This is a genomic window from Aerococcus sp. HMSC23C02 (assembly GCF_001806805.1).
GTDB classification, from domain to species: Bacteria; Bacillota; Bacilli; order Lactobacillales; family Aerococcaceae; genus Aerococcus; species Aerococcus sanguinicola.
The window spans coordinates 264,877-289,725 of sequence record NZ_KV786060.1 but is presented as its reverse complement, the minus strand read 5'-3'; the positions used below and the strand labels follow the sequence as shown (position 1 = coordinate 289,725).

23 protein-coding genes and 2 tRNA genes are annotated in these 24,849 nt (G+C 49.8%); 14 read left to right on the top strand and 11 right to left on the bottom strand.

Annotated elements, in window-relative coordinates:
* Positions 1-366: 366 nt before the first annotated feature.
* From HMPREF3090_RS08025 to cdaA, 6 genes are all read right to left on the bottom strand, one after another.
* Positions 367-1,608 (bottom strand): MFS transporter, encoded by a 1,242-nt coding sequence (locus HMPREF3090_RS08025; RefSeq protein ID WP_067973841.1) that lies wholly within the window; start codon positions 1,606-1,608, stop codon positions 367-369.
* Positions 1,609-1,640: 32 nt separating this feature from the next.
* On the bottom strand, positions 1,641-2,282 hold the full coding sequence (gene pyrE, locus HMPREF3090_RS08020; RefSeq protein ID WP_067973843.1) for an orotate phosphoribosyltransferase: 642 nt from the start codon (positions 2,280-2,282) through the stop codon (positions 1,641-1,643).
* Between the two features lie 32 nt (positions 2,283-2,314).
* On the bottom strand, positions 2,315-3,031 hold the full coding sequence (gene pyrF, locus HMPREF3090_RS08015; RefSeq protein ID WP_067973846.1) for an orotidine-5'-phosphate decarboxylase: 717 nt from the start codon (positions 3,029-3,031) through the stop codon (positions 2,315-2,317).
* 911 nt (positions 3,032-3,942) lie between these two features.
* A complete protein-coding gene (gene glmM, locus HMPREF3090_RS08010) occupies positions 3,943-5,307 on the bottom strand; it encodes a phosphoglucosamine mutase (protein WP_067973850.1) in 1,365 nt (454 codons plus the stop codon).
* Positions 5,308-5,409: 102 nt separating this feature from the next.
* Positions 5,410-6,492 (bottom strand): CdaR family protein, encoded by a 1,083-nt coding sequence (locus HMPREF3090_RS08005; protein WP_168140267.1) that lies wholly within the window; start codon positions 6,490-6,492, stop codon positions 5,410-5,412.
* Positions 6,485-7,339, bottom strand: a complete 855-nt coding sequence (cdaA, locus tag HMPREF3090_RS08000) for a diadenylate cyclase CdaA (RefSeq protein WP_067973857.1) — start codon at positions 7,337-7,339, stop codon at positions 6,485-6,487. Before cdaA ends, HMPREF3090_RS08005 begins: the two co-directional genes overlap by 8 nt.
* A 254-nt stretch (positions 7,340-7,593) precedes the next feature.
* Here cdaA and HMPREF3090_RS07995 point away from each other — a divergent pair, with 254 nt between their 5' ends.
* The 8 genes from HMPREF3090_RS07995 (at position 7,594) to HMPREF3090_RS07960 (ending at position 12,280) form a co-directional block, all read left to right on the top strand.
* Complete coding sequence (locus HMPREF3090_RS07995; RefSeq protein WP_067973860.1) at positions 7,594-7,812, top strand: hypothetical protein; 219 nt, start codon at positions 7,594-7,596, stop codon at positions 7,810-7,812.
* Between the two features lie 95 nt (positions 7,813-7,907).
* A complete protein-coding gene (locus HMPREF3090_RS07990; protein WP_067973863.1) occupies positions 7,908-8,282 on the top strand; it encodes a hypothetical protein in 375 nt (124 codons plus the stop codon).
* 85 nt (positions 8,283-8,367) lie between these two features.
* Positions 8,368-8,448: transfer RNA gene (locus tag HMPREF3090_RS07985), tRNA-Tyr, on the top strand.
* A gap of 13 nt (positions 8,449-8,461) precedes the next feature.
* A tRNA-Gln gene (locus HMPREF3090_RS07980) sits at positions 8,462-8,533 on the top strand.
* A gap of 112 nt (positions 8,534-8,645) precedes the next feature.
* Positions 8,646-9,164 (top strand): hypothetical protein, encoded by a 519-nt coding sequence (locus HMPREF3090_RS07975; RefSeq protein ID WP_067973867.1) that lies wholly within the window; start codon positions 8,646-8,648, stop codon positions 9,162-9,164.
* A 127-nt stretch (positions 9,165-9,291) separates the two neighbouring features.
* Positions 9,292-9,732 (top strand): GNAT family N-acetyltransferase, encoded by a 441-nt coding sequence (locus HMPREF3090_RS07970; protein ID WP_067973870.1) that lies wholly within the window; start codon positions 9,292-9,294, stop codon positions 9,730-9,732.
* 371 nt (positions 9,733-10,103) lie between these two features.
* On the top strand, positions 10,104-10,808 hold the full coding sequence (locus HMPREF3090_RS07965; RefSeq protein WP_067973874.1) for an aggregation-promoting factor: 705 nt from the start codon (positions 10,104-10,106) through the stop codon (positions 10,806-10,808).
* A 710-nt stretch (positions 10,809-11,518) separates the two neighbouring features.
* A complete protein-coding gene (locus tag HMPREF3090_RS07960; RefSeq protein WP_067973877.1) occupies positions 11,519-12,280 on the top strand; it encodes a LytR/AlgR family response regulator transcription factor in 762 nt (253 codons plus the stop codon).
* Between the two features lie 81 nt (positions 12,281-12,361).
* Here the strand turns inward: HMPREF3090_RS07960 and HMPREF3090_RS07955 are convergent, their stop codons facing one another.
* Positions 12,362-15,733 (bottom strand): hypothetical protein, encoded by a 3,372-nt coding sequence (locus HMPREF3090_RS07955; RefSeq protein WP_070486430.1) that lies wholly within the window; start codon positions 15,731-15,733, stop codon positions 12,362-12,364.
* Positions 15,734-15,821: 88 nt separating this feature from the next.
* On the opposite strand from HMPREF3090_RS07955, the gene HMPREF3090_RS07950 reads away from it, so the two are divergent.
* On the top strand, positions 15,822-17,132 hold the full coding sequence (locus HMPREF3090_RS07950) for a sensor histidine kinase (protein ID WP_070486429.1): 1,311 nt from the start codon (positions 15,822-15,824) through the stop codon (positions 17,130-17,132).
* 58 nt (positions 17,133-17,190) lie between these two features.
* On the opposite strand, the gene pdxS is transcribed toward HMPREF3090_RS07950, so the two are convergent.
* Positions 17,191-18,045 (bottom strand): pyridoxal 5'-phosphate synthase lyase subunit PdxS, encoded by an 855-nt coding sequence (gene pdxS, locus HMPREF3090_RS07945; protein ID WP_067973889.1) that lies wholly within the window; start codon positions 18,043-18,045, stop codon positions 17,191-17,193.
* Positions 18,046-18,139: 94 nt separating this feature from the next.
* On the opposite strand from pdxS, the gene HMPREF3090_RS07940 reads away from it, so the two are divergent.
* On the top strand, positions 18,140-19,525 hold the full coding sequence (locus HMPREF3090_RS07940) for a MocR-like pyridoxine biosynthesis transcription factor PdxR (protein WP_067973893.1): 1,386 nt from the start codon (positions 18,140-18,142) through the stop codon (positions 19,523-19,525).
* A gap of 223 nt (positions 19,526-19,748) precedes the next feature.
* Entirely contained in the window at positions 19,749-19,895 is a 147-nt protein-coding gene (locus HMPREF3090_RS09875) for a hypothetical protein (RefSeq protein WP_168140266.1), read from the top strand.
* Between the two features lie 166 nt (positions 19,896-20,061).
* Here HMPREF3090_RS09875 and HMPREF3090_RS07935 read toward each other — a convergent pair whose 3' ends face one another.
* From HMPREF3090_RS07935 to HMPREF3090_RS07925, 3 genes are all read right to left on the bottom strand, one after another.
* The gene (locus tag HMPREF3090_RS07935; RefSeq protein ID WP_067976566.1) at positions 20,062-21,357 is read right to left on the bottom strand and encodes a uracil-xanthine permease family protein; all 1,296 of its coding nucleotides are present in this window, start codon (positions 21,355-21,357) and stop codon (positions 20,062-20,064) included.
* Positions 21,358-21,808: 451 nt separating this feature from the next.
* Positions 21,809-22,129: a putative heavy metal-binding protein gene (locus HMPREF3090_RS07930; protein WP_067973897.1), complete on the bottom strand. Its 321-nt coding sequence runs from the start codon at positions 22,127-22,129 to the stop codon at positions 21,809-21,811.
* Between the two features lie 241 nt (positions 22,130-22,370).
* Entirely contained in the window at positions 22,371-23,219 is an 849-nt protein-coding gene (locus HMPREF3090_RS07925) for a putative RNA methyltransferase (RefSeq protein ID WP_067973900.1), read from the bottom strand.
* Positions 23,220-23,308: 89 nt separating this feature from the next.
* Between HMPREF3090_RS07925 and HMPREF3090_RS07920 the strand changes: the two genes are divergently transcribed.
* Genes HMPREF3090_RS07920 through HMPREF3090_RS09870 form a run of 3 tightly spaced genes read left to right on the top strand, consistent with a single transcriptional unit; the run spans position 23,309 to position 24,712 of the window.
* The gene (locus tag HMPREF3090_RS07920; RefSeq protein WP_067973904.1) at positions 23,309-23,695 is read left to right on the top strand and encodes a DUF488 domain-containing protein; all 387 of its coding nucleotides are present in this window, start codon (positions 23,309-23,311) and stop codon (positions 23,693-23,695) included.
* 3 nt (positions 23,696-23,698) lie between these two features.
* Complete coding sequence (locus tag HMPREF3090_RS07915; protein ID WP_067973909.1) at positions 23,699-24,526, top strand: hypothetical protein; 828 nt, start codon at positions 23,699-23,701, stop codon at positions 24,524-24,526.
* Between the two features lie 12 nt (positions 24,527-24,538).
* Complete coding sequence (locus HMPREF3090_RS09870; RefSeq protein ID WP_158444752.1) at positions 24,539-24,712, top strand: hypothetical protein; 174 nt, start codon at positions 24,539-24,541, stop codon at positions 24,710-24,712.
* Positions 24,713-24,849: the final 137 nt, after the last annotated feature.

Genomic DNA, 24,849 nt, shown 5'->3' with positions numbered 1-24,849 from the left:
GCTAAAGCAGCACCGGCTCGAGCCAAGGTCTCTCACCTAGAGAGCTTCAAAATTAGAATGCGACAAAAGTCGGGAGCTCTGAACCACTGGAGCAAAGGAGGGAAGAGCCTTGTAGAGGCTCACCCATCCTTTGTGAAGTGGAGTCAGAGCTGACTTTTGAAGCAGGTTTCGGCTAGTAACGGCTGACGCCGACTATCCGTAATTCACATCGCTTGCTTATTCATGGCTAAGGTCCAATTTCAACGCTCCACTCCTGCTCAAAAGTAATCGTTACATATTTTTCTAATCCTAGCTATCAATACTAGAAATTAGAAAATCTAAAAATAGTGCTTTTTAAGGAGAGAGTGAAAGTTATTTGTCAGCGCTCTAATGATTGTGAGCTAGTTGTTGGAGCTGGTGCTGGTAGTTTTTGGCCTTGAGGTTGGGGAGGCTGAGCATGGTGGCCAGGCTGATTAAATAGAGGCTGGCTAGGAAGAGCATGACCATGGGGACGGAGGAGACGTCGAGCAGCCAACCGATAACTACCGAGGAGAAGCCGCCTACTGCCCGGCCCACATTGAGGATGACGTTGTTAGCAATCGAAGCAATGTGGTCGGGATAGAGACGGGTAATCATGGCCCCGTAACCTGCGAACATGCCGTTGACGAAGAAACCGACGATGGCGCCACCAAGAATCATAGTGAGTGGTGACCGGGCAAAGGTGAAGAGGTAGACGGACAGGGCAGACAGGCTGAGGAAAGTAGCATAGGCCAGGCGGGGTCCCCGAGCGTCAAGCAAGCGGCCGAAGGTGAACATGTCCAGGCACATCCCAATAATGGTTGCAATCATCCAAGTTGAAGAATCCTTCACGCTGACACCGCTGGCTTCCTGCATAATGGTCGGCAGCCAGTTCATCATCCCGAAGTAGCCGGCAATTTGAACGGTTGTCATCAGCATAAGTCCCAGGGTCTGCCGGCTGAGTTCAGCTGTTTGGAAGAGTTCCTTGATCGAAGGCTGTTGGGCTGCAGCTTTCTTTTGTTGGCGGGCTTGGGTGTCCGCAAAGACTTGCTGGTCATCGATCGCAAAAACCATCCAAATCACGAGTGCGACTGGCAGGAGGCCAAAGAGAAAGAGGCCGCGCCAGCCGAAGAGGGGAGCGATGAAACCGGCGAGCAGGGCAGACAGGATGGAACCAATCTGACCGGCGATCCCGTTGAGGGAACTGACCCGTCCCATCTTCTGGGCGGGCACAATGCTGGCCATAATGGCAATGGCGACACCGTATTCGCCCCCAACTCCCATACCTGCTAGGAAGCGCATGAGGTAGAGGTAGCCGAGGTTAGGAGTGAAGAAGATGAGCCCCGTAGCCAGAGAGAAGAGGAGGATGGTCCACTTGAAGACCTTAAAGCGGTTATAACGGTCAGCAAGGACGCCGAAGACTAGGCCTCCGACCAGCATGCCGAGGTTGGTGATGGTGGCAATGAGTCCGGCTTGGGCGCCGTTGATGCCGAGCTGGGCGATAATCGCCGACATGGAGAAGGCTAGGAACATGACATTGAGGTCGTCGGTTCCTGAAGCCAGGATAGCAGCGATGAGGGCGCGTTGACTGTTGGTATTGGGATGATTCACAAGATGACCTCCTTAATTAAGACACTGGCTGACTAGTCACTGTGGCTGGCGGTCCAAGCTTGGGGATCTTGGTACCATTGTTCGAGCACATCCTGGGCAGCTTCCACTTCGGGATCTTCTTTAGCTGCGATTGGGATCAAAGTTTTGAAGTCCGATAGGGTGTAGAGCGGGAAGTCTTCCTTGGCAAAAGCTTCGCGGCTGGCTGGGAGGAGGTAGTTAAAGATGGCCAGGGCAGCGACGATTTCGCCACCTGCTTCTTGGACTTGGTGGGCGGCATGGATCACTGAGCCACCGGTTGAAATCAAGTCTTCAACCATGAGAACCTTGGCCCCTTTTTCGAATTCGCCTTCGATGGCATTTTGCTTACCGTGACCCTTGGCTTTATCGCGGACATAGATCATTGGTAGGTCGAGAGCTTGGGCGATAAAGGCGGCATGGGGGATACCGGCAGTTGCTGTTCCAGCAACCACTTCGATATCCGGACACTTGTCTTTAATCGTCGCCAGGAAGCCGTCGATGAGGAGCTGGCGGACTTCAGGATGGGAAATCGTCAGGCGGTTATCGCAATAAATAGGAGACTTGAGGCCACTGGTCCAAGTAAAGGGCTGGTTGGGACGAAGGGAGATGGCATGGATATCTAAGAGGGCTTGGGCAATTTTTTCGGCTTGTGACATGGTAGATTCTCCTTTTCTATTCTGGTGACGGATTAGGCTTGCCATTCGGCAGTGATATCGCGGTAGGCTTGGACTGGATCAGCAGCCTGGGTGATGGGACGGCCGACAACAATATAGTCGCTGCCGAGCGCTTTGGCCTTGGCTGGCGTGGTGATCCGCTCTTGGTCTTCCCGTTGACTCTGATAGTTGCTAGGACGGATGCCGGGCGTAACCGTGATGAAGTCAGTACCCACTTGGTCTTTAATCAGGCGGGATTCTAGAGGCGAGCAGACAACCCCATCGAGGCCTGCTTTTTGGCTGAGTTGGGCATAGTGGACCACACTCTCTTCGATGGTCGCTTGGGTCAGTTGTTCCGCTTGCATGGCAGCTTCAGAGGTTGAAGTCAATTGGGTGACCGCAATCAGGAGAGGGCGCTTATCGGGATCAGGTTGGGCTTCCGCAATTGCCTCCATAGCCCAGCGCATCATTTCTTCCCCACCCGCAGCGTGGACATTCAGCATATCAACGCCCAGTTCCGTCAGCGCGCGGATACTACGGTGGACTGTGTTTGGAATATCATGCAGCTTCAAGTCAAGGAAGATGTGGTGGCCAGCCGCTTTGAGTTGCTTCACCAGGGCTGGACCGTTGGCATAGTACATCTCCATCCCAATCTTGACATTTAAGGCTTGCCCCTCGAATTGTTGGATAAAAGCCTCCATCTTATCGACCGTATCGAAGTCTAGGGCAATAATTGGTTTATCTTTTTGCATTTTTAGCCTCCAAAAATAACTATTTTTTCCCAAAAAAAAGCACGTTGATTAAAATCAAAGTGCCGACCCCCTGCTTGGCGCCAAGCATAAAGGATGCGAATAAAATTTTGCTCAAATTGTCAAATATTATATCCCCCTATCGAAAGCTTGTCAAGCCTTTTCAGTGAAATTCTTTAAGTAAATTTTGCGAGTGCATGGTGCTAGTGAATTGTGCTGTTGAGCTTGCGTTGCGCTTTTGAATTTAGGCCTTGAGTATCAGAGGGTCAAGAACGGTTAACGCCGTTTTGTACTATATCCGTAAGTCGCTTACGCTCCAACGTCTATAGCAACACCGGTTCGAGCTAAGGTCTCTCGCCTAGCGAGCTTCAAAGGGCTAGTACGGCTTACACCTACTATCCCTAATTCACATCGCTTGTTTCTCCATGGCTAAGGCCTAACTTCAACGCTCCACTCCTGCTCAACAAATACTACTGTATTTTGATTACTAGTTAGCAATATTAAAAGTTAAAATCTGTATTGAAATTTTTTTAGTGCAGTTGAATTGCGTTTGTATTCTGTATTTAGAGCTTTTGATTGAGTGTTTAGGTTGCTAAGCCACACTCGGGGGGCTCTATTGGGCCTTGGACGCGGTCAATCCACATTCCACAGCCCCGATTGTGCCTTCCCCAGCTACAAGCCACAATTGGCAACCTGGATTGTGGCTTGCTTATGATTAACCCACACAGTGCCCTCCCGAATGTGGCTTGAGTCCTATTAATCCACACTCGGAGCCTTTGATTGTGGCTTGCCTGTGTCAAACAAAAACACTTCCCCAGCCAAGCGATCAAAAGCTGCCGCTTGCTATAGGGAAGTGTTTACTTTGAATGACAATTTATGAATTTTGCTTTGTTATTGATGACTCAGCAGAGCCTCTATTCAACGCCGAATTCTTGGCGGACTTGGTCGGCAATCCGGTTGGCGTAGTCGGCGGCGAGTTCGTCTGTTTTGGCTTCGACCATGACGCGGAGGAGGTTTTCGGTACCGCTAGGGCGCACCAAGATCCGTCCGTCACCGCCCATGTCGGCTTCAACGGCTTGGATAACGTCTTGGACGCTTTCAGACTTCATGGCATCTTCGCGGCCTTGGCGGGTCACTCGCACATTGACGAGGATTTGTGGGTAAGATTGCATCTCGTCGGCGAGTTCGGAGAGTTTCTTCCCAGTTTGCTTCATGACGAAGAGCAATTGGATGGCGGTCAGTAGGCCGTCACCAGTCGTGTTGTAGTCCATGAAGATGATATGGCCGGATTGTTCACCACCTAGGTTGTAACCGTGTTCGCGCATGGCTTCTACCACATAGCGGTCGCCGACCTTGGTAGTTTCCACATTGATGCCAGCGGCTTCTGTCGCCTTATGGAAGCCGAGATTGGACATGACGGTGGCAACAATGGTGTTGTTCGTCAAACGTCCGCGCTCGTTCAAGTACTTGCCGCAGATGAACATGATGTGGTCGCCATCAATCAAGCGGCCCTTCTCGTCGACAGCCAGACAGCGGTCGCCGTCGCCATCGAAAGCGATCCCCACGTCAGCTTGGTTGTCGAGGACCATTTGTGCGAGGGCTTCAGGGTGGGTGGACCCCACGCCGTCATTAATATTGAGGCCGTTAGGGGAAGAGGCCATGGTTTGGAAGTTGGCTTCTAGGTCAGCGAAGAGGCGGTTAACCAAGGGAGAGGTTGCCCCATTAGCCGCGTCGATGCAGACATTGATGCCTTCGAGTGAAGAAGTGATGGTGGATTCGAGGAATTCCAAGTACTTGGAGGCCCCTTCCAGGTATTCACTCACTGTACCTAAACCTTCGCTGCTTGGCCGTGGCAGGTCGTCTTCCTCCTGGTCGAGAAGGGCTTCGATTTCTAGTTCTTGGTCATCAGAAAGCTTGAAGCCGTCACTGCCGAAGAATTTAATCCCGTTATCCGCTGCTGGGTTGTGGCTGGCTGAAATCATCACACCAGCTGTGGCACCGGTTGTCCGGGTCAAGTAGGCCACCCCAGGGGTTGAAATGACGCCTAATTGGAAGACTTCAATGCCAACGGATAAGAGGCCGGAGATCAGGGCATGTTCAAGCAATTGCCCTGAGATTCGCGGGTCACGCGCCACGAGGACACGCGGATTTTCACTCTGTTCGCCGGCATGCTGGAGGAGGACATAGCCCCCACAACGGCCTAATTTAAAGGCGAGTTCTGGTGTCAATTCGCGGTTAGCTTCACCACGAACGCCATCCGTTCCAAAATATTTACGCATAATGAATAATCTCCTTAGTATTGGTTTAATTCGAGGATTTTTTCTTTTGTACAAGTCATCTTAACATGAAAGCTTCAGCCTGTGAAGTTCGAACTTAAAGGTCTAGGCGGAGGGGTCTTGTTCCTGGCTGGGAGAATTTGGGCGGTCAGCTGTCGACCGGCTCTCCTGGGACCGCTGGCTGCTAGCGGAATTAGCCTCTCTTGTTGCTTCTTCTTGGCGGCTGGCAGCGTTCTGCCGGTGGGGCGTGACCTTGACCCGGACTTGGGCCGGTTCCATGGAGGCTACCCCGGCTGGCAGTTCCAGGTCCACCTGTGTTTCTTCTTCCTTGCTAATCTGGCTGACATCGACATAGCCCATCACCCGGTTGAGCTGGTGGATGCTGGCGGGATCTCCCGAGAGCACCGTGTTATGGGTGGTAAGGGGTTCGATCTCATAGTCGGTGTCGGCCCGGCCGTTGATAGCTTCAAATTGGATGGGGACGGTATTGGTATTGGACTGGATGTCGACTTGGACTTCCACTTGCTTAGGATCGGCACTGATATCCAGCATCTGCCCCTGGCTATCCGCGATTAGGACCGTGGCCGAAGTGGTATAGGAGTCGCTGGCATCGCTCGGGATATCCACATTGACATAGACCTGGCTGATCTGTTGGAGCTTGTCGCCAGAGCCTGACAGGGTAACGGTTTGAGGGTTGACACTCACATTACCGACCGCATAGTCGGGGGAGAGCTTATCACTGTTCACCCGGACCTCAATGGGATAATTTTGGGTCTGGAGTTCCGCAATAGTGATATTGACGCTGGAAGGGGAGAGCTTGTAATGCAATTCCTTGGAGATCCCTTCCAGGCGGAGCTTGATATAGTGTTGGCCCTGGCCGAGCTGCTCCAAGTCCTCAGTGACGACCTTGAAGTTCTCAGCCTCCAAGGTTTGTTGGATAAGATTGGCTGGTCCCGACAGCTCCACGTCCACGGTTTCGGGCAGACCGGTAATATAGTAGTTTTGGACATTGCCCTTGATGTGGACGGGGACATTGGAAATGGTCTCCGTCGAATTCTCACTCACATTCTGGAAGAAAGAAATGGGATTGTCATTGTAGCGCTCAGCCTTAACGAAGACGAACATGGTCAAGGCGAGGAAGAGGGCGACCAGGAGAGTTAACCACTTATTGTCATAAATTTTATTCATCGTCATGCGCCTCGCTTTCCTTCTCTTCTTTAGCGAAGAGGCGGCTCAGGATATTGCTTTCGGACTGTTCTTCAGCCACAATGAAGTGGTCTTGGAGGCTTTGGCGGAGTTCGTCTTCGGAGAGGTCGCGGATAATCCGGCCGTGGTAGGTCAGGGAAATGCCCCCAGTTTCTTCAGAGACGACAACAGTAATGGCATCGGTCTGCTCGCTCAAGCCGACTGCTGCCCGGTGCCGGGTCCCCAGTTCCTTAGGGATATCGGGGTTCTCCGAGAGGGGCAGGAAGCTCGCCGCGGATGTGATCTCCCCATCTTGGATAATGACCGCCCCATCGTGGAGGGGGGTGTTGGGGATAAAGATATTAATGAGGAGCTGGGAGCTGATCGCGGCGTTCAGGCTGATCCCGGTCTTGGCGAATTCGGTCAGGGACTGTTCCTGCTCAATCGAGATCAGGGCCCCAATCCGCCGCTTGGCCATGTACTTGGAAGCGTCAATAATCTCTTCCACCATTTCCTCCATGGGGTTGGCGTACATCTGCTGCTTCTTAGCTGTAAAGAGGCGTTGGCCCAAATGTTCCAGACCGCGCCGGATCTCAGGTTGGAAGATAATCAAGACCCCTACGACGGACCACTGGATAATACTGTTCATGATCCAATCGATGGTCTCCAGACGAAAGACCGAACTCAGAATCTTAATCACGATAAAGACAAAAATCCCATTCAAAATATTGATCGCCTTGGTATGTCGGATCACCTTCAACAATTGGTAGAAGAGAAACCAGACAATCAAGATATCAATCAGATTGAAGAGGTGTTGGAAAGTAAAAATAGATGACCAGTCAAAAGACATGGCGAGGCCTCCTTATCAGCTAATTCACGAATGCCCAGAGCATTCTTACCTATTAAGTATAGCATACCCGGCCCCCTAAACCTCCCTTGAGGCCTGGCTTAAAGCTTAGGAAATCTTTAAAATGACTGGGGTAGATAATTAACCTTATTATAGAAGTTAAATCTATTAATGGCAGCTAGAAGAAAAATTGGTTTTTATTTAATGCTTTGTTAAAATTAAATAAAAGCGTATCCATGAAAAGGAGTGACAGAATAATGAAAATTCAAGTGACTGATCTCTTAAAACTTAGTCTGACGATGATTGTTGCGGTCTATTTCATTCGAATTTTTAAAGAGACGGGTTGGCCCTTTATTTGGACAGACCTAACTTGGGGCCTTTTCTTTGCGGTAACAGCTATGATTGGGCCACGGATTAAAGCCTATCAGAAGGCTAAATACCAGGCCAAGTGGGGAAAGCCGACCAATCGGAGATAGGGTGATTTGATTTATCTAATTGCAAAAAACCAAATTATGTTAAACTATGATTATCACTATAGCCTTAACATATATTTAGGAGTGTGAGAAGTTAGATGAGGAAAGAACAGCTTTGGTCACTATGGAAGGGGCTAACAGGCCTCAGCTGGCTGCTTTACTTTTATTTTTTGATTAGCCAGGCAGAAGTTACTTGGTGGTTTCAATGGTTAGCGAGAATAACCTTCTTATTATCATTATTTGTCAGTAGTCAGTTTTTGGATAAACGTAAGGATTTGGGTAAAAAGAAATTTTATCAGTACCTTATTGGTATTCCTATCCTCTCTTTTCCTCTAATAGCTTTTCAACCCTTTGTTGAAATAGGCACTATTACTTGGACTGATTTTAAGCTGACTGGCCTGCTGACTCTAGGCTTGATTATTATGATTGTCCTAGCCAATCTTTTCTATGATTGGAAGCAAGAGAGAGATTAATCCGAAAAAAATATCAAAAAGGTCTTGCCAAGCCCAGACTGAGATGTTATTATAATTGAGTACGATAAATCAAATTGATTCGTCGGGTGGGATAGCGAAGTGGCTAAACGCGGCGGACTGTAAATCCGCTCCTTCGGGTTCATAGGTTCGAATCCTATTCCCACCATTTCAATTATTATTGGGGTATCGCCAAGTGGTAAGGCAACAGACTTTGACTCTGTTATGCGTTGGTTCGAATCCAGCTACCCCAGTTGAGGAGACCAGCAGGGAGCTGGTCTTTTTTTGTGCGAATGAATAATGAATATTGTAGCTATTCAACAGAATTGTTATACTTAAGGTAACTCGAGAAAGGAGTTGTGCTTTATGGAGCTTTCCCAAGACCAGGTGCTCATCCGGCGCCTGAAACGTTTTGCTATATTTTTCCTTGTGATTAATGTCTTTAATGCGATTTCCCAATTGATTACCACTATCTCATCCTTCCAGGCTAAGGACTTTGACCCCAGCCAGTTTGAGATGTTGGGGCAAGAGATGGTCGACCAGATGAAGCAGACCTTTGTTTATGCCCATTCGACCCCTGTCCGCTTGATGAACGTGGTTTACTTGCTATTGTATCTGGCTTTAGTCTTTATCTTCTATAAAGAATGGCAAAAATTGCGTGACTTCCAGATTGATCCTCAGACCAAGACCAACTTTGTGATTGCCTGCGCCATTAGTTTGGCCATTCCCTTGGTCAATGCCTTGCTGACCCACTTGGCGGGTCTGGGCGCCTTCTCCGCTATGGCGGGTTGGATTTGGGCCGCAATTGTGGTTGTCTTGAATCTAGTGCTTTTCGGTATTTGTTTCTATACTTATAAGAAGTTGGCGGACCAGGGCGCGGTTTAAGCGCCTATCCCGTCTCTTTGTTTCAGCCTGTCAGTGTGGGTGACTTGTTCATCCAAGCTGACAGGTTTTGTTTTTACGCCCAGGCATGTTAGAGTCAAATTATAATATGTAGAGAGGGGTTATTACCATGTTAACGATCTATCGTCCAGGCGACCAGGCGCCACAGTCTATACTCGAGGCCTTGGAGGGTGTGGACTCTCCAGGAGGGGCCTACTTGGCGGAGAAATTAGAGGACCAGAAGCTCCAAGACGGTGAAATGGTCTTGGTGGTGACGGATGCCAGTGGGAGCTTGATGGCCTTTGCCTCGCTCTTAAAGGAAGATATTGTACCAGACCTCGACTATGGCCCTTTTTTATCCGCCGTCTATGTCGATCCTAACCACCGGGGGCAGGGTATCTTCTACCATTTAGTGTCCCTGGTCGAACTGGAAGCCAAGAGCCAGGGCCAGGACCAGCTCTATGTCATCTCCCAGCACGAAGCCCTCTATCCCAAGGCCGGTTACCGCTTCAAGGAAGACCTGGTCGACTTCATGGAACGGCCGGTTTATTGCTTTAGCAAGGCCCTTTAGCGGCAGAATATAACAATTCTTACAAGAAGCCCAGTCTAAGAAAGCTTGTTTTCAAGGCAAACTTGCTTAGCTTGGGTTTTTCTTTTATGTTTTCTTAGGCTTTTTTGTCATAATGCGGTATGTAATTTTTGACAAAAGACAATTCAAGCCGCTTTTTATTACAGGATTTTTACATTTTTTCAGCTAAATTTCAAAAACTCCGGACTTGTTAACAGAGTCGTTAAGGCTGATTAACAAGTCGGTCGGAGGGCTTTTTTTGTCTTGGGGGCCGTGCTAAGATATTTCTTGTCGACGAGGCAAGGCCCTGACGCCTTCGCCTGAAGTGAAAGAATATAGATAAAAAAAGAGATGAAAAAGGAGAATTTACTCAAATGAAATTTAACAAGGTACTTTTCGGAGCAAGTGTCGCAATCGCAGGTTTTGCTTTCCAAGCCGTTCAAGGTCAAGACGTTCAAGCCGCAGAATGGGTGGCTCGTACAGTTGAACAAGTTCAAGCAGACGTTAAGGCTGTTGACGGAGACGCTAAAGAATACACTGTACAATGGGGCGACACCCTAAACGTTATCGCAGCTGCAGTAAACGCTGACGTGGATGCTATCGCTGACCTTAACGACATCGAAAACGCTAACCTCATCGAACCCGGCCAAAAATTAACCTTCGAAGTGGACAAAGACGGCAAGGCTCACAATGTCAAAGCTGAAGGCCAAAAAGCTGAAAACAATGACCAAGTTGCAGCTCAACCACAAGCCCAAGCAACTTCATACGCTAACGCACCAGCTGCTCAACCTTCACAACAAGCTTACAGCTACGAAGCACCAGCTCAAGCTGCTCCAGCCGCTTCAAACTACACCGGTTCATCTTCATCCGCTAAAGAAATCATCGCTCAACGCGAATCAGGCGGTTCATACTCAGCAACTAACGGCCAATACATCGGACGTTACCAATTATCAGCCAGCTACCTAGGTGGCGACTACTCCCCAGCCAACCAAGAACGCGTCGCTGACCAATACGTAGCCAGCCGCTACGGCTCATGGGACAACGCCCTAGCCTTCTGGAACAACAACGGTTGGTATTAAAAAAGGGTGAGAGGGCACGCGTTTAGCTTTCCTTCACTGGAGCAAGTCGCCAGAGCAGTCTGCAAGACTGCGGCGGGGACTTGTGAAGTGACACGAAAGCTGCGTGACCGAACCCGACTAGGTAGGGTGAGAGCAAAGGCGCTTAGAAAGGGATGACTGGAAGCAAAAGGGATAAGGACGGCTTTAGCCGGCCGTTCCCTTTTGCTGAAGTCACTCCCTTTCTGCCTTTGCGAACCCGACTACAGAGTGTGAGGGCACGCGCTTAGCTGCAAAAGCCCGACACCATCCAAAAACATTCAATATACACACTGAAAAGCTAGCACGGCAGAACTAAGCCGTGCTAGCTTTTTTCAGTATTTAAGGACAAATATGGGGCAACTTTCAAATAGAGCCTCTGAGCGCAAGTAGGATGTCATGAACTTTCAAACAGAGCCTCTGAGTGCAAGTAGCAGGTCATGAACTTTCAAATAGAGCCTTCGAGTGCAAGTAGGAGCTTGTCAACTTTCAAACAGAGGCTTTGAACACAAGTTGCAGACCTCCAACTTTCAAACAGAGCCTCTGAATAAAAGTTGAAACAGAAATCCCCAAAATTTAATTTTTGACCTTTTCTCACCATAACTCCTGAACTGTTGAAAATCACTCCTAAGCCCTTGAGACTGGGAATCTGGAAGGCCAACATGTTATAATTAAGGGAGTTAGGAGGCTTGCGAATGTTTGAAATAATTATTTGTGAAGATAATCCAGCACACCTGGAAGCAATGACGACTTATGTGAAGAATTATCTTGTGATGGAAGAAGATTTACCCATTCGCCTGGCTCTATCAACTGATGAGTCTGCAGAGGTTCTTGCCTATGCCAAGCAGACGTCGACCAAGCAGGATAGCCTTTATTTTATTGATGTGCGCCTGGGTGACCAGCAGATGAACGGTCTCGATTTGGCGCGCAAGGTCCGCCGCTACCAGCCCCAGGCCAAGCTAGTTTTTGTCACGGCTCATGAGGAGTATATGCCCTTCACTATGACCTACCATCTGGAAGCCTTGGATTATATTTTGAAGGATAATCCCCACAAGATGCGGGACAAGATGATTGCCTGTATCAAGACGGCCTACGAGCGGAGTCTGGTCCTGTCTCAGAGCCTCCCACCCTTCGTTATCCAGAAGGGAGCCCAGACCCAGGTGATCCGCAGCGCAGCGATTAATTATTTCGAGACCCTGCCTGCCCACCGCATCCGCCTAGTTGGTCCAGAGGCTTTGGTGGATTTCTATGATTCCCTTAAAAATATTGAAACCGACTACCCGCAATTCGTCCGCTGTCACCGGTCCTACCTGGCTAATATTGAGAATATTCAGGAGTTAAATAGCAAGGAGCGTCAGATTACCTTCCTAGATGGTAGTGCCATTCCTTTCTCCAGAGACCGTTATGAGAACTTGATGGAAGCTATGGCAACTTACTCCAACCAGTACACCAGGTAAAAATCTTCTTCATCATAAAAAACGACCGCCCGACTTAGTTTTTATGGCTAAGCTGGGCGAGTCGTTTTTTCTTATATTCATTTACTGACGTTTCTTCCACCAGTAGGCAAGGGGGAGGATCAAGAGAAGGAGGAGGCTTGGGAGCTTCCAATGACTTCCTTGGTCTTCTTTACTTGCCAGGCTTTCTTTGGAGGCCTGTTCTGTTTTAGCGCTTGGCGTGTCCTCCGCTGGCTCTGCTGGGTCTTCAATAGCTTGGAGGTCTGAATCAGTCACTTCCTCCTCCGCTGCCTGGACAGGCTTTTGGAAAAGTTGGGCGATGGCTTCCTTAACTGTGAGGCCGTCTTTTGTCCGCAGGGGCCGGTCTTCTGGGGAGAGCGACCGGGCTGTCTTCCTGTCTTGACTGCCACCTGGCTCCAAGAAGATTCCTTGAATGTTTTGGATGAGCTGAGCTAAGGAGCCAGTCTTTGGCTGATTGTCTTCGCTGGCAAGCAGGGCCTGACGTTTAGCTAGGCGTTGGCTGGGTTGGCTCGCCCAATCTTTGAGGCTTTGGCGGATCTTATCCAGCCAAGAGCTGACTTGACTTGGGCGCTCATTTCCTACGTGCTGACTTGAAGAACTAGTCGGTTGGTTCACCTGTCCCGGTCTGCTAGGACGATGGGAAGCTGCTGGCCTATTATCCTCTTCTTTATTAGGTAGGGTCACCTGACTTTCTTCATAAGGCTTATCCTTGGTGATGTCATCACGACCGTCAGTCCCTTTACCAGCCCCAGCTCCAGCTTCTCCTGGATCTGAATCTTGATTTGCTTTATCGGGTAGTTTGACCTGTCTCTTTTCATAGGGTTTCTCTTTGGTAATGTCATCGCGACCGTCTGTCCCTTTACTGGCTCCGTCTTTAGATACTTTTGCATCAGGCACTGGATTTGCTTTATCAGGGAGTTTGACCTGGCTTTCTTCATAGGGTTTCTCCTTGGTGAGGACCCGGCGTCCCCCGGTGCCTGTTCCGCCTTGGCCAAATTCGTTACCGATATAGCGGTAAACGCGTTCGGGATGGTCCAAATCGGTATAAAACTTCATGGCATAGATAATGAATGGGGTTGGGCTTTCCAAGCCAAACTGTTGGACCCGGTAGCGGCGTTGGGCCCCGTTGTAAGGATCCTCTGCCCCGCTGATATTCGTAATGGTAAGAAGGTAGTCTGAACTGTCTTTCACCGGTTCAGTTTGGTAGTGGAAGGCTTCGAATCCTGACGTTTTATCTGGGGATTTAAATAAGTAGAAATCGTTTTTAGAGTAAATGGGATAGACATTAGTCCCTTCAAACTTAGTTGGAGTGGGTAGGAGGTTGAAGATATTAGGGATATCGATAGGCTTCTTATCCGGCCCTTGCGTATACAAATCCTCAGCAGTGTTGATGAAGGGGATTGGCTCACTTTTCCATTCAGTGAGGGGCAAGGTGTAGACTTTTTCGGGCCCATCTGTGACCTGCTCCTGGTCGCGGCTAAGGAGCCTGTATTTAATCTGATAGGTCTCACTGTCATTGTCTGAGACTTCCTTGCGCCAAACTTCTTTGTGGGAAGTCAGTGCAGGCAGAACAATCTTGCCGACCTTTCGCTCAGTCAGGTCATAGCGGTCAATATGGATGTGTTCGGTTTGGTCATCGATTTTTTCACGTTGGCTTTCCTTAGCGAAATAGTGGTATGGGTCATCTGCTTTCTTAGCAAGGATAAAGTCGAGGTCACTTGGTATTTTGGAAGCGGGATCGACCTTTACTTCCTTTTTTTGGGCCCATTCGTCGGTAAAGTGGTAGATCTGTTGGTAGTGGTAGCGGGTCTGCTTGTCATCGAGATCTTCTTTGGAGACCCGCCAGTGGACCTTAAAGTTCTTGGTGTCTAAGGCAGGCTGCGATCCGAATTGGTAGATCAAGTCGACTTGCTTGCCGTCCTCATGGGGGATGACAAACTTAGACCACTCGATTTTATTCTTGAGCTGCCCCTTCCTATCTATCGAATAATAGTTCAATTGGTTAAAAGGAAGATTGAGGATAGGGTCCCACTTACTCTCAACATTCTTCCAATTGACGCCCATCCAGAGCGGGTGGAAGCTGAGTAATTCTTCATCCGAAGCGCCTTTAGGACTATGGGGCAGTTCCTGGTAGGCGAATTCAGAGAAAGGATTTTCTTCAGATTCAACAATAAAATAGCTGTTATCATCTTCTAACATGCCAGGGCGAGCTTCTAAGGGTTCTTGGAGTTTTTTCTTATCTATCCAGCGCCAAATTCGTAAGTTCCCAAAGTCCTGTGGGTTGAGGGTCCAATTCTGGACGCCAATGAGCATGTCGCGGTCATTTTTGCTGCGCAGGGGACCGAGGAAAGTGATACGGAGGGGGTTACTAGGGTTTTCGCGTTCGGGAATGATGAGGTGCCGGCCTTTGGGAGATCCGGAACGTGATTGGATAGGGAAGAAGTAATAGCGGCCACTTGAATCTCTAGAAAGACCGATGAGATCAAAGTCATAAATAATTTGAAGCTTGGCTTCTTGTTCACTTAGCCCTTCTTTACTAAATCTTTGGTAAGGGGGGAGTTCAGCCTGTTTTGACTCTTCGGCTTGTTCGACGACGCGGTCAAAACCACGGTCTAAATCATAGCGGAAGGTCAGGGTGGCGGCTTTCTCGGGGTCGAGGGGCTGGTCATTGAGCTTGTATGAGATGGTCCACTTCTTCTCTCGGCCGGTCTCTAGGTGGGTGTAAGTGACCAGGAGGCGTTTTTGGTCTTCGGATAGTTTGATTAGACGGGACCAGTTGCTTGGAGCATCAATAATAGTCAGTCTTTGCTCTGCAGCCAGATTTTTGGGGTAACCGTGCGGATTTTTAGTGTTGTGATCGGTCCAGCCATAAGAATAGTTGATTAATTTATCACTAGGGAGCCCCTTCTTGACCAGGGCTTGGAAGACCAGGGGAAGTTGGTCAGTAGGGGTTGAAGAAGGATCTTCTGGGGAAGAGAGAGGGTGTCGGCTGACAACTGGTCGATAGGGCTCGGGCTGGTTTGCGGTTGCTTTGGAAGTGGCCTTTGAAGCGGTTGGCGCTGTATTAGCGGGTTTGTCTTTAGGCGTAGGTGAAGCTTTCTTCTCGCTGGCTGTTGACTTTTCCTCATTGGGGTTTGTTTTTTCAGTCTTGGCACTCGATTCAGCTTCCTTTTCACTTTGAAGGGACTTATCGCCATCAGCTGTTTTTTCGCCCGTGGAGACAGAACTTTCACTGGTTTCTGTTAGAGCGGTGGGCGTTTCCTCCTCTGTTGGACGGTCTGCTGCTGCTTCTGCTGGGGCTGACTCGTTTTCCTTGCTTTGGACAGCCGAACTCGTTTCGAGGGGAGCGGCTTGGACTTCCTGGCTCAGGAAGAAGCAGAGGGTGGCGCTACAGGCAAGAATTTTTAGAATATCTTGTTTTAATTGTCTTTGCATGAGGATTCTCCTTATAATGGTAATATCGATTAATATAAATATAGCACGTTATATAATTTTTAACTAGTTTGAACGAAGGAGGTGGGCCATGCTTGCTTATTTGATGAGCCATTTGACCCTCTATGATTTTGTTTTTCAGGCTTTGGTGGTCTATACCTGCCATTTTTGGGCCAAGGGCAAGCGGTCTGTCACTAGCTACTTGGTCTTGTACGGACTCTTGTTGTCGACAGCCCTGAACCCTTTAATCGTGAGCCTGAACTTTTACATGACCTTTAATTTTCTCCTGGTTGCGGCTTGGCTCTATTGGCAGTGGCGAGAATTGACCCAGGTGATGACCATGACAGCCCTAATCTTTGTGAATATTTCTTGCCAGGATAGCTATTACTTTAACCTTGTCTACGAAAGCCTCCCCTATGGTACACTGGGGCACTTCCTGGTCTGGCTCCTGGGCTCAGTCCCTCTGCTTTTCGGCCTCAGCCGCTTGGAGGACTGGCTCTGGCGGCGGTATTTCTCTAGTTCGATTCGCCGGCACATCTCTTTCTTGCTCCTGACGGTGGGCCTAGCTTTCTTATTATATTTTCCCGCCTTTGTCCGTGACTTCCAAAAGGTATCAGCTATTAATTCGGCGACCTGGGTCTACCTGGCCTTGACCAATCTTTTCTTACTGGTCTTCCTCGTCTTAGCAGCGGCTCTCTTCTACCAGGGAACGGAACGGATCCGCCAGGCAGAGCGCCAACAGGCTGAGCAGCGGATAGATGCGGAATATGGGCGGTTGATTAGCCAACAATATAAGGAAATGCGGCGCTTTCGCCACGACTTGAAGAACCTCTTAGTGGGCTTCGGCGGCTATATTGACCATCAGAACTGGGAGGGCTTGACGAGCTATTACCAGTCGCTCAAGGAGAGTGGGACTAGTCTAGACCTGGCAGAGGACCATCCTATCTTTGACCTGGCTGACTTGCCCAATGATGCCTTGCGGGAACTGGTCCAGACTAAGCTAAGCTTGGCCCTGAGCTATGAGATCCCTGTCCATGTTGAAGTAGCCGAGGACCTTCCTCAAGTCCAGGAAGGGGTGACAGGTCTGGTCCGGATTGTCGGTATCCTGCTCGATAATGCCATCGAAGAATCCGAGGGTTTTGACCAAGCTGAGCTGACTTTTGCGGTGGAGGCGGTGGAAGGCTACCTGTCCATCAGTGTGGCCAACCGCTGCCAGGATCCTGACCAAGTGCGGGCCGTGCTCCAGCAGAGGGGGCAGTCCACCAAGGCTGGGCCCGGCCAGGACCGGGGCTACGGCTTGGTCAATGTCCAAGAGCTGAGCCAGCAGCAAGGGATCCAGCACTTTACTAGTTTCTTGGGCGACCTCCTGGTTCAGGAGCTCTTGATTGATTTGAATGCATAAGAAAAAGCGACCTTGTCAAGGAGGTCGCTTTTGTCTTAATGAGGTATAGCTTGTAAATTTAGCGGAGGGCCATGAGGACGTCGATTTCGTCTTCGTTGAGGCCGACCATGGCTTCGCCTAGGTCATAGGAGACTTCCGCGATGACGTCGGGCTGGTCGTAGTGGGCGACGGCCTTGACAATGGCCTGGGCGCGTTTTTCTGGGTTGCCGCTCTTGAAGATCCCGCTACCGACGAAGACTCCTTCTGCTCCGAGTTGGCGCATGAGGGCGGCATCAGCAGGTGTGGCCACGCCACCGGCAGAGAAGTTGGGGACAGGCAGGCGTCCTTCTTGGTGGACGAAGCGCAGGAGCTCGATCGGCACTTGGAGGTCCTTGGCCTTGGTGTAGAGCTCGTCTTCTTGGAGGGCGCGAACATTGGCGATTTCTTGGTTGAGGGTGCGGAGGTGTTGGACAGCTTGGACCACGTCACCCGTCCCCGCTTCCCCCTTAGTTCGGATCATGGCTGCCCCTTCGCTGATACGACGGAGGGCTTCTCCTAGGTTGCGGCAACCGCAAACGAAGGGCGTCTTGAAGTCGTGCTTGTTGATATGGTTGGCATTGTCGGCGGGAGAGAGTACTTCCGATTCATCGATATAGTCAATCTTTAGGGCTTCGAGGACCTGGGCTTCAACGAAGTGACCGATCCGCGCCTTAGCCATCACGGGGATGTTCACCGCTTCTTGGATCTTTTGGATAATGGCTGGATCGCTCATCCGACTGACCCCACCTGCCTTGCGGATATCGGCGGGCACGCGTTCGAGCGCCATGACGGCCACAGCACCTGCTGCTTCGGCAATCTTGGCTTGTTCAGGGTTGATCACGTCCATAATGACCCCACCCAGTAATTGGTCGTTAACTTCTTGGAATTTTGTCATGATTGGGCCTCCTTTTTCTAATGCATTTATTATAAAATAAAGCTGTAACCTTCTAAAGGTACAAACATCAATAAAAAAAAGGGGTACAGATGCCATGTTATCGATTGACTTTAAGCCAGGCGAGAAACTTTATGAACAGATTTATGACCGTTTGAAGGCGGCCATTTCGGACGGCTACTATCAGAGTGGGGACCAGTTGCCTTCCTTTCGGGCCTATGCGGACCACTTGGGCGTTAGCTTGAACACGGTCAAGACGGCCTATTTCCAGCTCTTGGAAGAGGGTTATATTATCTCTAAAGAACGCTGTGGTTTCTTCGTGGATAAGATCGAACTGGATCATCTGGGACCGAGAGAGGCGGTCTATCCCCAGTATCTGACGGAGGAAAAAGCGGCCTCCCCTTGGCGCTATGACTTCTCGCCCTCAGCGGTTGACCTAGAAGGCCTGGCTCGGACCGGTCTCCAACAAGCGGCCAGTCTGGGAATGGCCCAGGCTAGTCGCTACCAGCAGGCCAATCCCCTGGGTGAAGCGCCCCTCCGCAATGCCTTAGCCCACTATCTCTATGAATTCCGGGGCCTGGCCACTTCGGCTGAAAATATCGTGATTACCCGGGGCTTTTCCCATAACTTACTGGCTCTAAACCAGGTCTTCGGCCAAGCCTGTTATGGCCTGGAAGATCCCGGCTATGCGCTGAACCTAGCCAGCCTGCATGCGAACTTTGAAGGAACGGAGAAGATCCCCATTGACCGCTACGGTTTCTCAGTCAAGGACCTGGAGCAGACGCCGGCCAATATTGCGGTGGTCTCTCCCAACCACCAGTTTCCTACCGGGCAAGTGATGGGGGTCCGCCGTCGCCAGCGCTTGTTGAACTGGGCCTCTGAGCGGCCCGACCGCTACATTATTGAGGATGACTACGACTCCGTCTTCAAGTATGCGGGGCGGCGGATTCCTGCCATGAAGGCTATCGACCGGGACGACCGGGTCATCTTATCGGGGTCCTTCTCCAAGTCAATTGGGCCTTTTATGGGCCTGGCCTATATGGTCCTGCCAGACGCTCTCTTGGACGCCTACGCGACTTGTGCAGACCTCGGCTTGACCCCCTCGATTGCTAGCCAGTTGACCCTCAGCCAGTGGATGGCGGAGGGAGCCTTCACCAAGCATGTCAACCGGATGAATACCTATTACCGAAAGAAGCAGGGCCTGATTCTCGACGCCCTCCAAGAGCTGCCGGGCCTGTCTTTCACCCAGGCGGATACAGGCCTCTACCTGGTCTTTCGCCTAGACCCTGACTGCTATGACCTGGACCAGCTGACCCAGACCTGGCAGGCAGAGGGCCTGAAAATCGACAGTGTGGCCAGCTATAGCCGCCAGCTGACCTGGCCCTGGGCGGACTATCTCCTCGGACTGGGCGGCGTCCCCCTAGCTGACCTGCCCCAGGCGCTGGAAGTCCTTGGCCAGAGTTTGGAGGGGAGTCGGGTGTAAGAGTTTCATTGGTGTTTGGATTTCATCAAATAAATAATACTGTTATTTTTGTTATTCAATATAATGAAGAATAGAAAAATTATTTCAAAAGTATTAAGTCTATCTCAAAGAAAATAAACAGTAAAAAATATGTAAATCTTTTCTATCCTACGTGATATATATATATATATGTTAGTCTTTGTTTAAGAGTTAGGTAACTAATATCATAGAAGGTGGAAGAGTTATGAATGCCTTTATTAATTTTCTTATGGCAGTTTTCTTTATCATATCAGGAGATAAAAATCCTGGTAATGAAACAAATTTAAAATTTATAGGTGTGATTTTTTTGTTTTTTGCTTTAAAAGAAACGTTTATAGATAAAGAGAAATAGCTGTTACTACAATGGGTTATGGGTTAAACCTTTTTGAAATTTGTTGGTATATTTTTAAAAGGGTTAATCATTATTCTGATCTTTGTATGAAAGAAAAAGAGTTCGAAGTATCTTAGCGAATTGGCTAAAACTTTGAACTCTTTATTATTATTAGATAGTTATTTTTTTACCGGTCAGAATTAATCTTGAGGTCCTTGAATTCAGGCAAGGCTAGGTTGAGGCAGACGCCGACGATGGCGGCTAGGGCGGTCCCAGAGAGGGAGAAGACGCCGACTTGGAGGATAGCGCCGCCCAGGCCTAGGACGAGCATAGCACTGGCGATAACCAGGTTGCGGACTTGGTTGAAGTTCACCCGGGCTTCGATGAGGACTTTCAAACCGTTGCTGGCGATGACCCCATAGAGGAGGATGGACATCCCACCTAGTACGGAGGCGGGGATGGTTGAGATGAGGGCGGTAAACTTGCCCAAGCAGCTCAGTATAATGGCGATGATCGCCGCATTGCGGATGACGCTAACGGAAGATACTCGGGTCAGACCGATAACGCCTGTATTTTCCCCGTAAGTGGTGTTAGCAGGTCCACCTAGAAAAGCAGAGACGGCCGTTGCTACCCCGTCCCCAATCAGCGTACGATGGAGGCCCGGTTTTTTCAAGAATTCACGGCCACAAATTTCGCTGAGGACGGTGTGGTCCCCGATGTGTTCTGAGATGGTAACTAGGGCGACGGGCAGGATAGCGATGGCTTCAGGACCGAAGTAGAAGCGATAGTTATCGAAGAAGGGGGTCTGGAAAGGAAGTTGGAATTCGGGGAATTGGAACCAGGCCGCTTCATGGACAGGAGTGAAGTCCACTAAGCCTAGGCAAGCAGCGGTGAGGTAACCCCCGATGAGTCCAATCAGGAAGGGGATAACTCGGATGAAACCCCGACCATAAACGTTAACGAAGGCGCAAATTAAGAAAGTTACGATAGCCACTAGCATTTCCTGCCAGGTCCCGTCTGCGGTAAAGCCCGCATTGCTGACGGCGGAGGAAGAGAGGCTTAGACCAATCACAATAATCATTGGCCCAATGACGATAGGGGGCAGGAGCCGGTCGATCCAACCGGTTCCCAGGGCTTTGACGAGGAGGGCAACCAGGACGTAAATCACACCCGTCAGGATGACCCCGGTCTGGGCGGCTGAAATGTCGCCTCCCAGTTGCTTAATGGCATAGGACATGGCCCCAATAAAGGCAAAAGACGATCCCAAATAGACAGGAACCTGGTGCTTGGTCGCAAAGTGGTAAATCAAGGTACCTAAACCACTACAGAAGAGGGCCACTGAGACTGGTAAACCCAAGATGAGCGGCACCAGAATCGTTGCTCCAAACATGGCGAAGACGTGCTGGAAGCTGAGCAGTAAACCCTCTGCAAAGGGCGGGGTGTCCTCAATATCAAAATTCATGCGTAACTGTTTGGTGTTCATTTCCATGACTTCATCCCTCCATAAAGCAATATCCAATCATTGATCAAGAGCCAGCCTAAAACTGGCCAAACTTTTGAAATTATACCGCATAAAAATCCCTTATTCAAGGGAAGGTTAAGAAAAAATTAAAAAATAAGGGTGCGAGAGGATGCGGGAGAAAGGGACCTCTGGAGCAAAAGGGATAAGAGCGGCTTTAGCCGGTCGATCCCTTTTGTGAAAAGGAGCTATTTCTGCTAGCTTGACCCCGACTATAAGGGTGTGAGGACGCGCGGCTAGCTTCCTTTCACTGGAGCAAGTCAGAATAAGAGGGAATACTCACTAAGCAGATATGGTAAAAAACAAAAGAGGCTGGGACAAAAGTTCCAACCTCTTAAAAAGAATTTTTCAAAACCAGCTCCAGAATCCAGATCTGAATCATTGGAGCGAATGACTTTTATCATGCCCTTTCAGGCTAATCAATAGAAACAGCAGTCCCGCTACAGGTTACCATGAGCATGCCATTGTCTGCGCCGAGGACCTCGTAGTCCATCTTAACCCCAACAACAGCATTGGCACCTAATTCCTCGGCCCGCCCCTTCATTTCGTTAAGGGCTTCTTCCCGGGCTTGATTGAGCTCCTCCTCGTAGCCTTGTGACCGACCGCCGAAGATATTGCGTAAGCCGGCGCCAATATCTCTAAACATGTTAATTCCGGTAATCACTTCACCAAAGACAATGCCGTGGTAGGCTTGGATGTTTTTGCCTTCAATTTGGGCAGTAGTTGTGCTAATCATGAGACCATCTCCATTTCTAATTGTAAACGTTTTCTACAATTTAATCATAACAGAGAATGGTGCTAGAAAAAACACTGCTTTTAAAATATTTTGTCTTGTGGGAGTGTTAGCAGTTCTATTTGTATGCAAATGCAGGTGAGAGCCAATAGAATGCTGCTATTTTCGCCCAGAGCTTTCGCGTGCAAATATAAGCTTGCTATTTGCATAAAGAACCGTTTAGTGCAAGTCGGAAAGCTGCAATTTAGGCTTTGTAGCCAATCAAAATCTCTAAATCAATCGTCATCTCTGTGAGGTCAAGAGCTGCCTGCCGCTCTTGGTCTGAGGCGTGCCACATGAGCGGGGTCATCTGGATGAGCTCAGCCATGAGAGCGGGTGTCGTGGCAAGCTGGTTATGGTAGTGGAAGCTCTCCATCTCTGGGAAGCTCTCCTGGAAACGTTGGCGGCTCTGGCTGGGATCTTGGGCGACGTCTTCTTGGTCGAGAACCAAGCGGCGGAGTTCGATGAGATAGCTTGGTCCTGGGATAATCTTAATAAAAGGGGCGTCAGTCTTTAAGACCCGTTTCACTTCTTGATAATTGGAAGGGGAGAGGATGGTCAAGGCTAGGTCCAAAGTCTTGTCGGCGAGCGGAATCTGGGCCAGGTCAGCCACAGCCCAGAGCGCCTGACTGGATTGCTTGGCTGCGCTTTGGATGCCGGCCTTGGCTAGGTCCAGACCCAGACCGTGGACTTCTTTATCTCCGAACTGGGCCAAGAAGTCTAGCAGGTGGCTGCCTTCGCCTGTTCCCAGGTCGGCTAGGAAGATAGGGCCTTGGGGAAGTTGGGCAGCGATACTTAGGTAGGCCTGACTGAGGGCTTGCCCGTAGAGCTGGTTTTCGCCCATAACGACTTGGCGGGCTTGGAAGAGGTCAGCGGTGTAGTGCTTTTCCTGGTGGTTGGGAGCTAGGTTGATATAGCCCTGCTTAGCTAGGTTGAACTGGTGGCGGTTGGAACATTGGAGGTCTGGGTTCAGGGCTTCATGGCAGAGGGGACAAGTGAGTCGTCCCTGCCAGGCTTGGATTTTTGCTTGGGCGCGTTGCTTTTTACTTTGCATAATAGGGACCTTTCCTTTAATATTAATCGTGTACCATGCTGAAAAGCGATGGTTTTAGAACTATCTTATCATAAATAAGAAGGTGTCTCATGTTTAGAAGAAAACGAATCTATGAAGCTGTGGAAGAGTCGGATGGTTACCGGGTCTTGGTCGACCGACTTTGGCCGCGTGGCGTCAAGAAGGAAGAGGCCCAGCTAGATGCTTGGCCCAAGGAGATCGCCCCTTCCAAGGACCTGCGCCAGGCCTTCCACCAGGCTGACCTGGACTTTGAGGACTTTAGCCAGGCCTATGAAGAGGAGTTAGAGGGGAATGAAGAGATCCAGGAAACCTGCTTGGACCTGGCCCGCCGTGCGCGCGACCACCGGGTGACCCTCCTCTATGCCAGTAAGAATGAAGAAGAGAACCATGTCCTTGTTCTTGAAGCCTATCTTGCGTCGCTACTGAAGGGGATCCGGACAGACTTGGAGGGAGACTAGACCATGAAGAGAACTTATTATAGTTTGGCCATTGGCGCTTTGATGGCCCTCATTGCTCTTGGCCTGGAGCTGCTTTTCCCTGATAGCGCCCTCGAGTTAATCTTTGGGCGGCCAGCTCTTTTTGCGGAAGGTTGGCCCTATTGGCTATATTTTATCGTGGTGATGGGGCTGGCCTTTAGTCTAATGACTAAGGCCTATGATTTAATCGACCTCCGCCTGCCAGGGAATGCCTTCTACAAAACGGTGGTCTATGTGGCCTGCGAGCTCTTGCTCTGGCTCTTGTATACAGCGGAACCCCTGCCTCATTTGGACCTGCCCAGTCTGACCATCAATCTCTTGAAGGGCTTTATTATTTTCTTGGTCCAGTACCAGTTAATTCGCCGCTACTTGGCCACCGAGCGCTACCATTACCAGCGTAAGGCCTTCCTGTATTGGCGGGGGATCGCGGTCTTTACGGCGAGTTTTGCGGTTTTTCGAACCCTGGGTAATCTCGCCTTCGATCTCTACCAATTGCCCCGCAACCTGATGGCCTTTTCCATCCTATGGGCCTCTTTGATGGGCTTTGCGGTGGGACTTGTTTTTTGTTTCCTGCAGAGGTATCTCAGTAAGCAGGACAAGAAGGGCAAGACCTTCCAGTTTAGCTTTAACTTCTTTAGTCCCCTAGTGATTAGCTACCATCTCTTCTTGGTCTTGAGCTATGACCTGGATGCGGTGGGGCTTTTGATCCGGATTGCGCTAGATATTCTTGCGGTGCTTGTCGCCAGCTGGATTGTTAGCCAGTGGCAGATCGACGAATTTATTGACTATGACCAAGCCGACAGTCAGACTTAAGGAGGGACTAAGATGATTAATATCAAACGTATGGGCATACTGGCTCTGGCCCTGATCCTAGCGGGCATCCTCTATGTCCTCTGTCAGAAGCTGGGCCTGCCAGACTTCCTTACGCGCGTCCTAGCTGCCCTGACCTGCCTAGGCCTCTATCTCTTCCTGGCTGATCGTTTACTCAAGCAAAAATAAAACAAAGCGCCTTCCTCGATTGGATTTAACCGATCGAGGAGGCGCTTATTTGTTTGGGTACTTTATGAGGCGGATGGTTGATTTAACTGCCGAGCCTCGTACTCTAGTTGGGTTCGGTCGCGCAGAAGTGGCTCCTC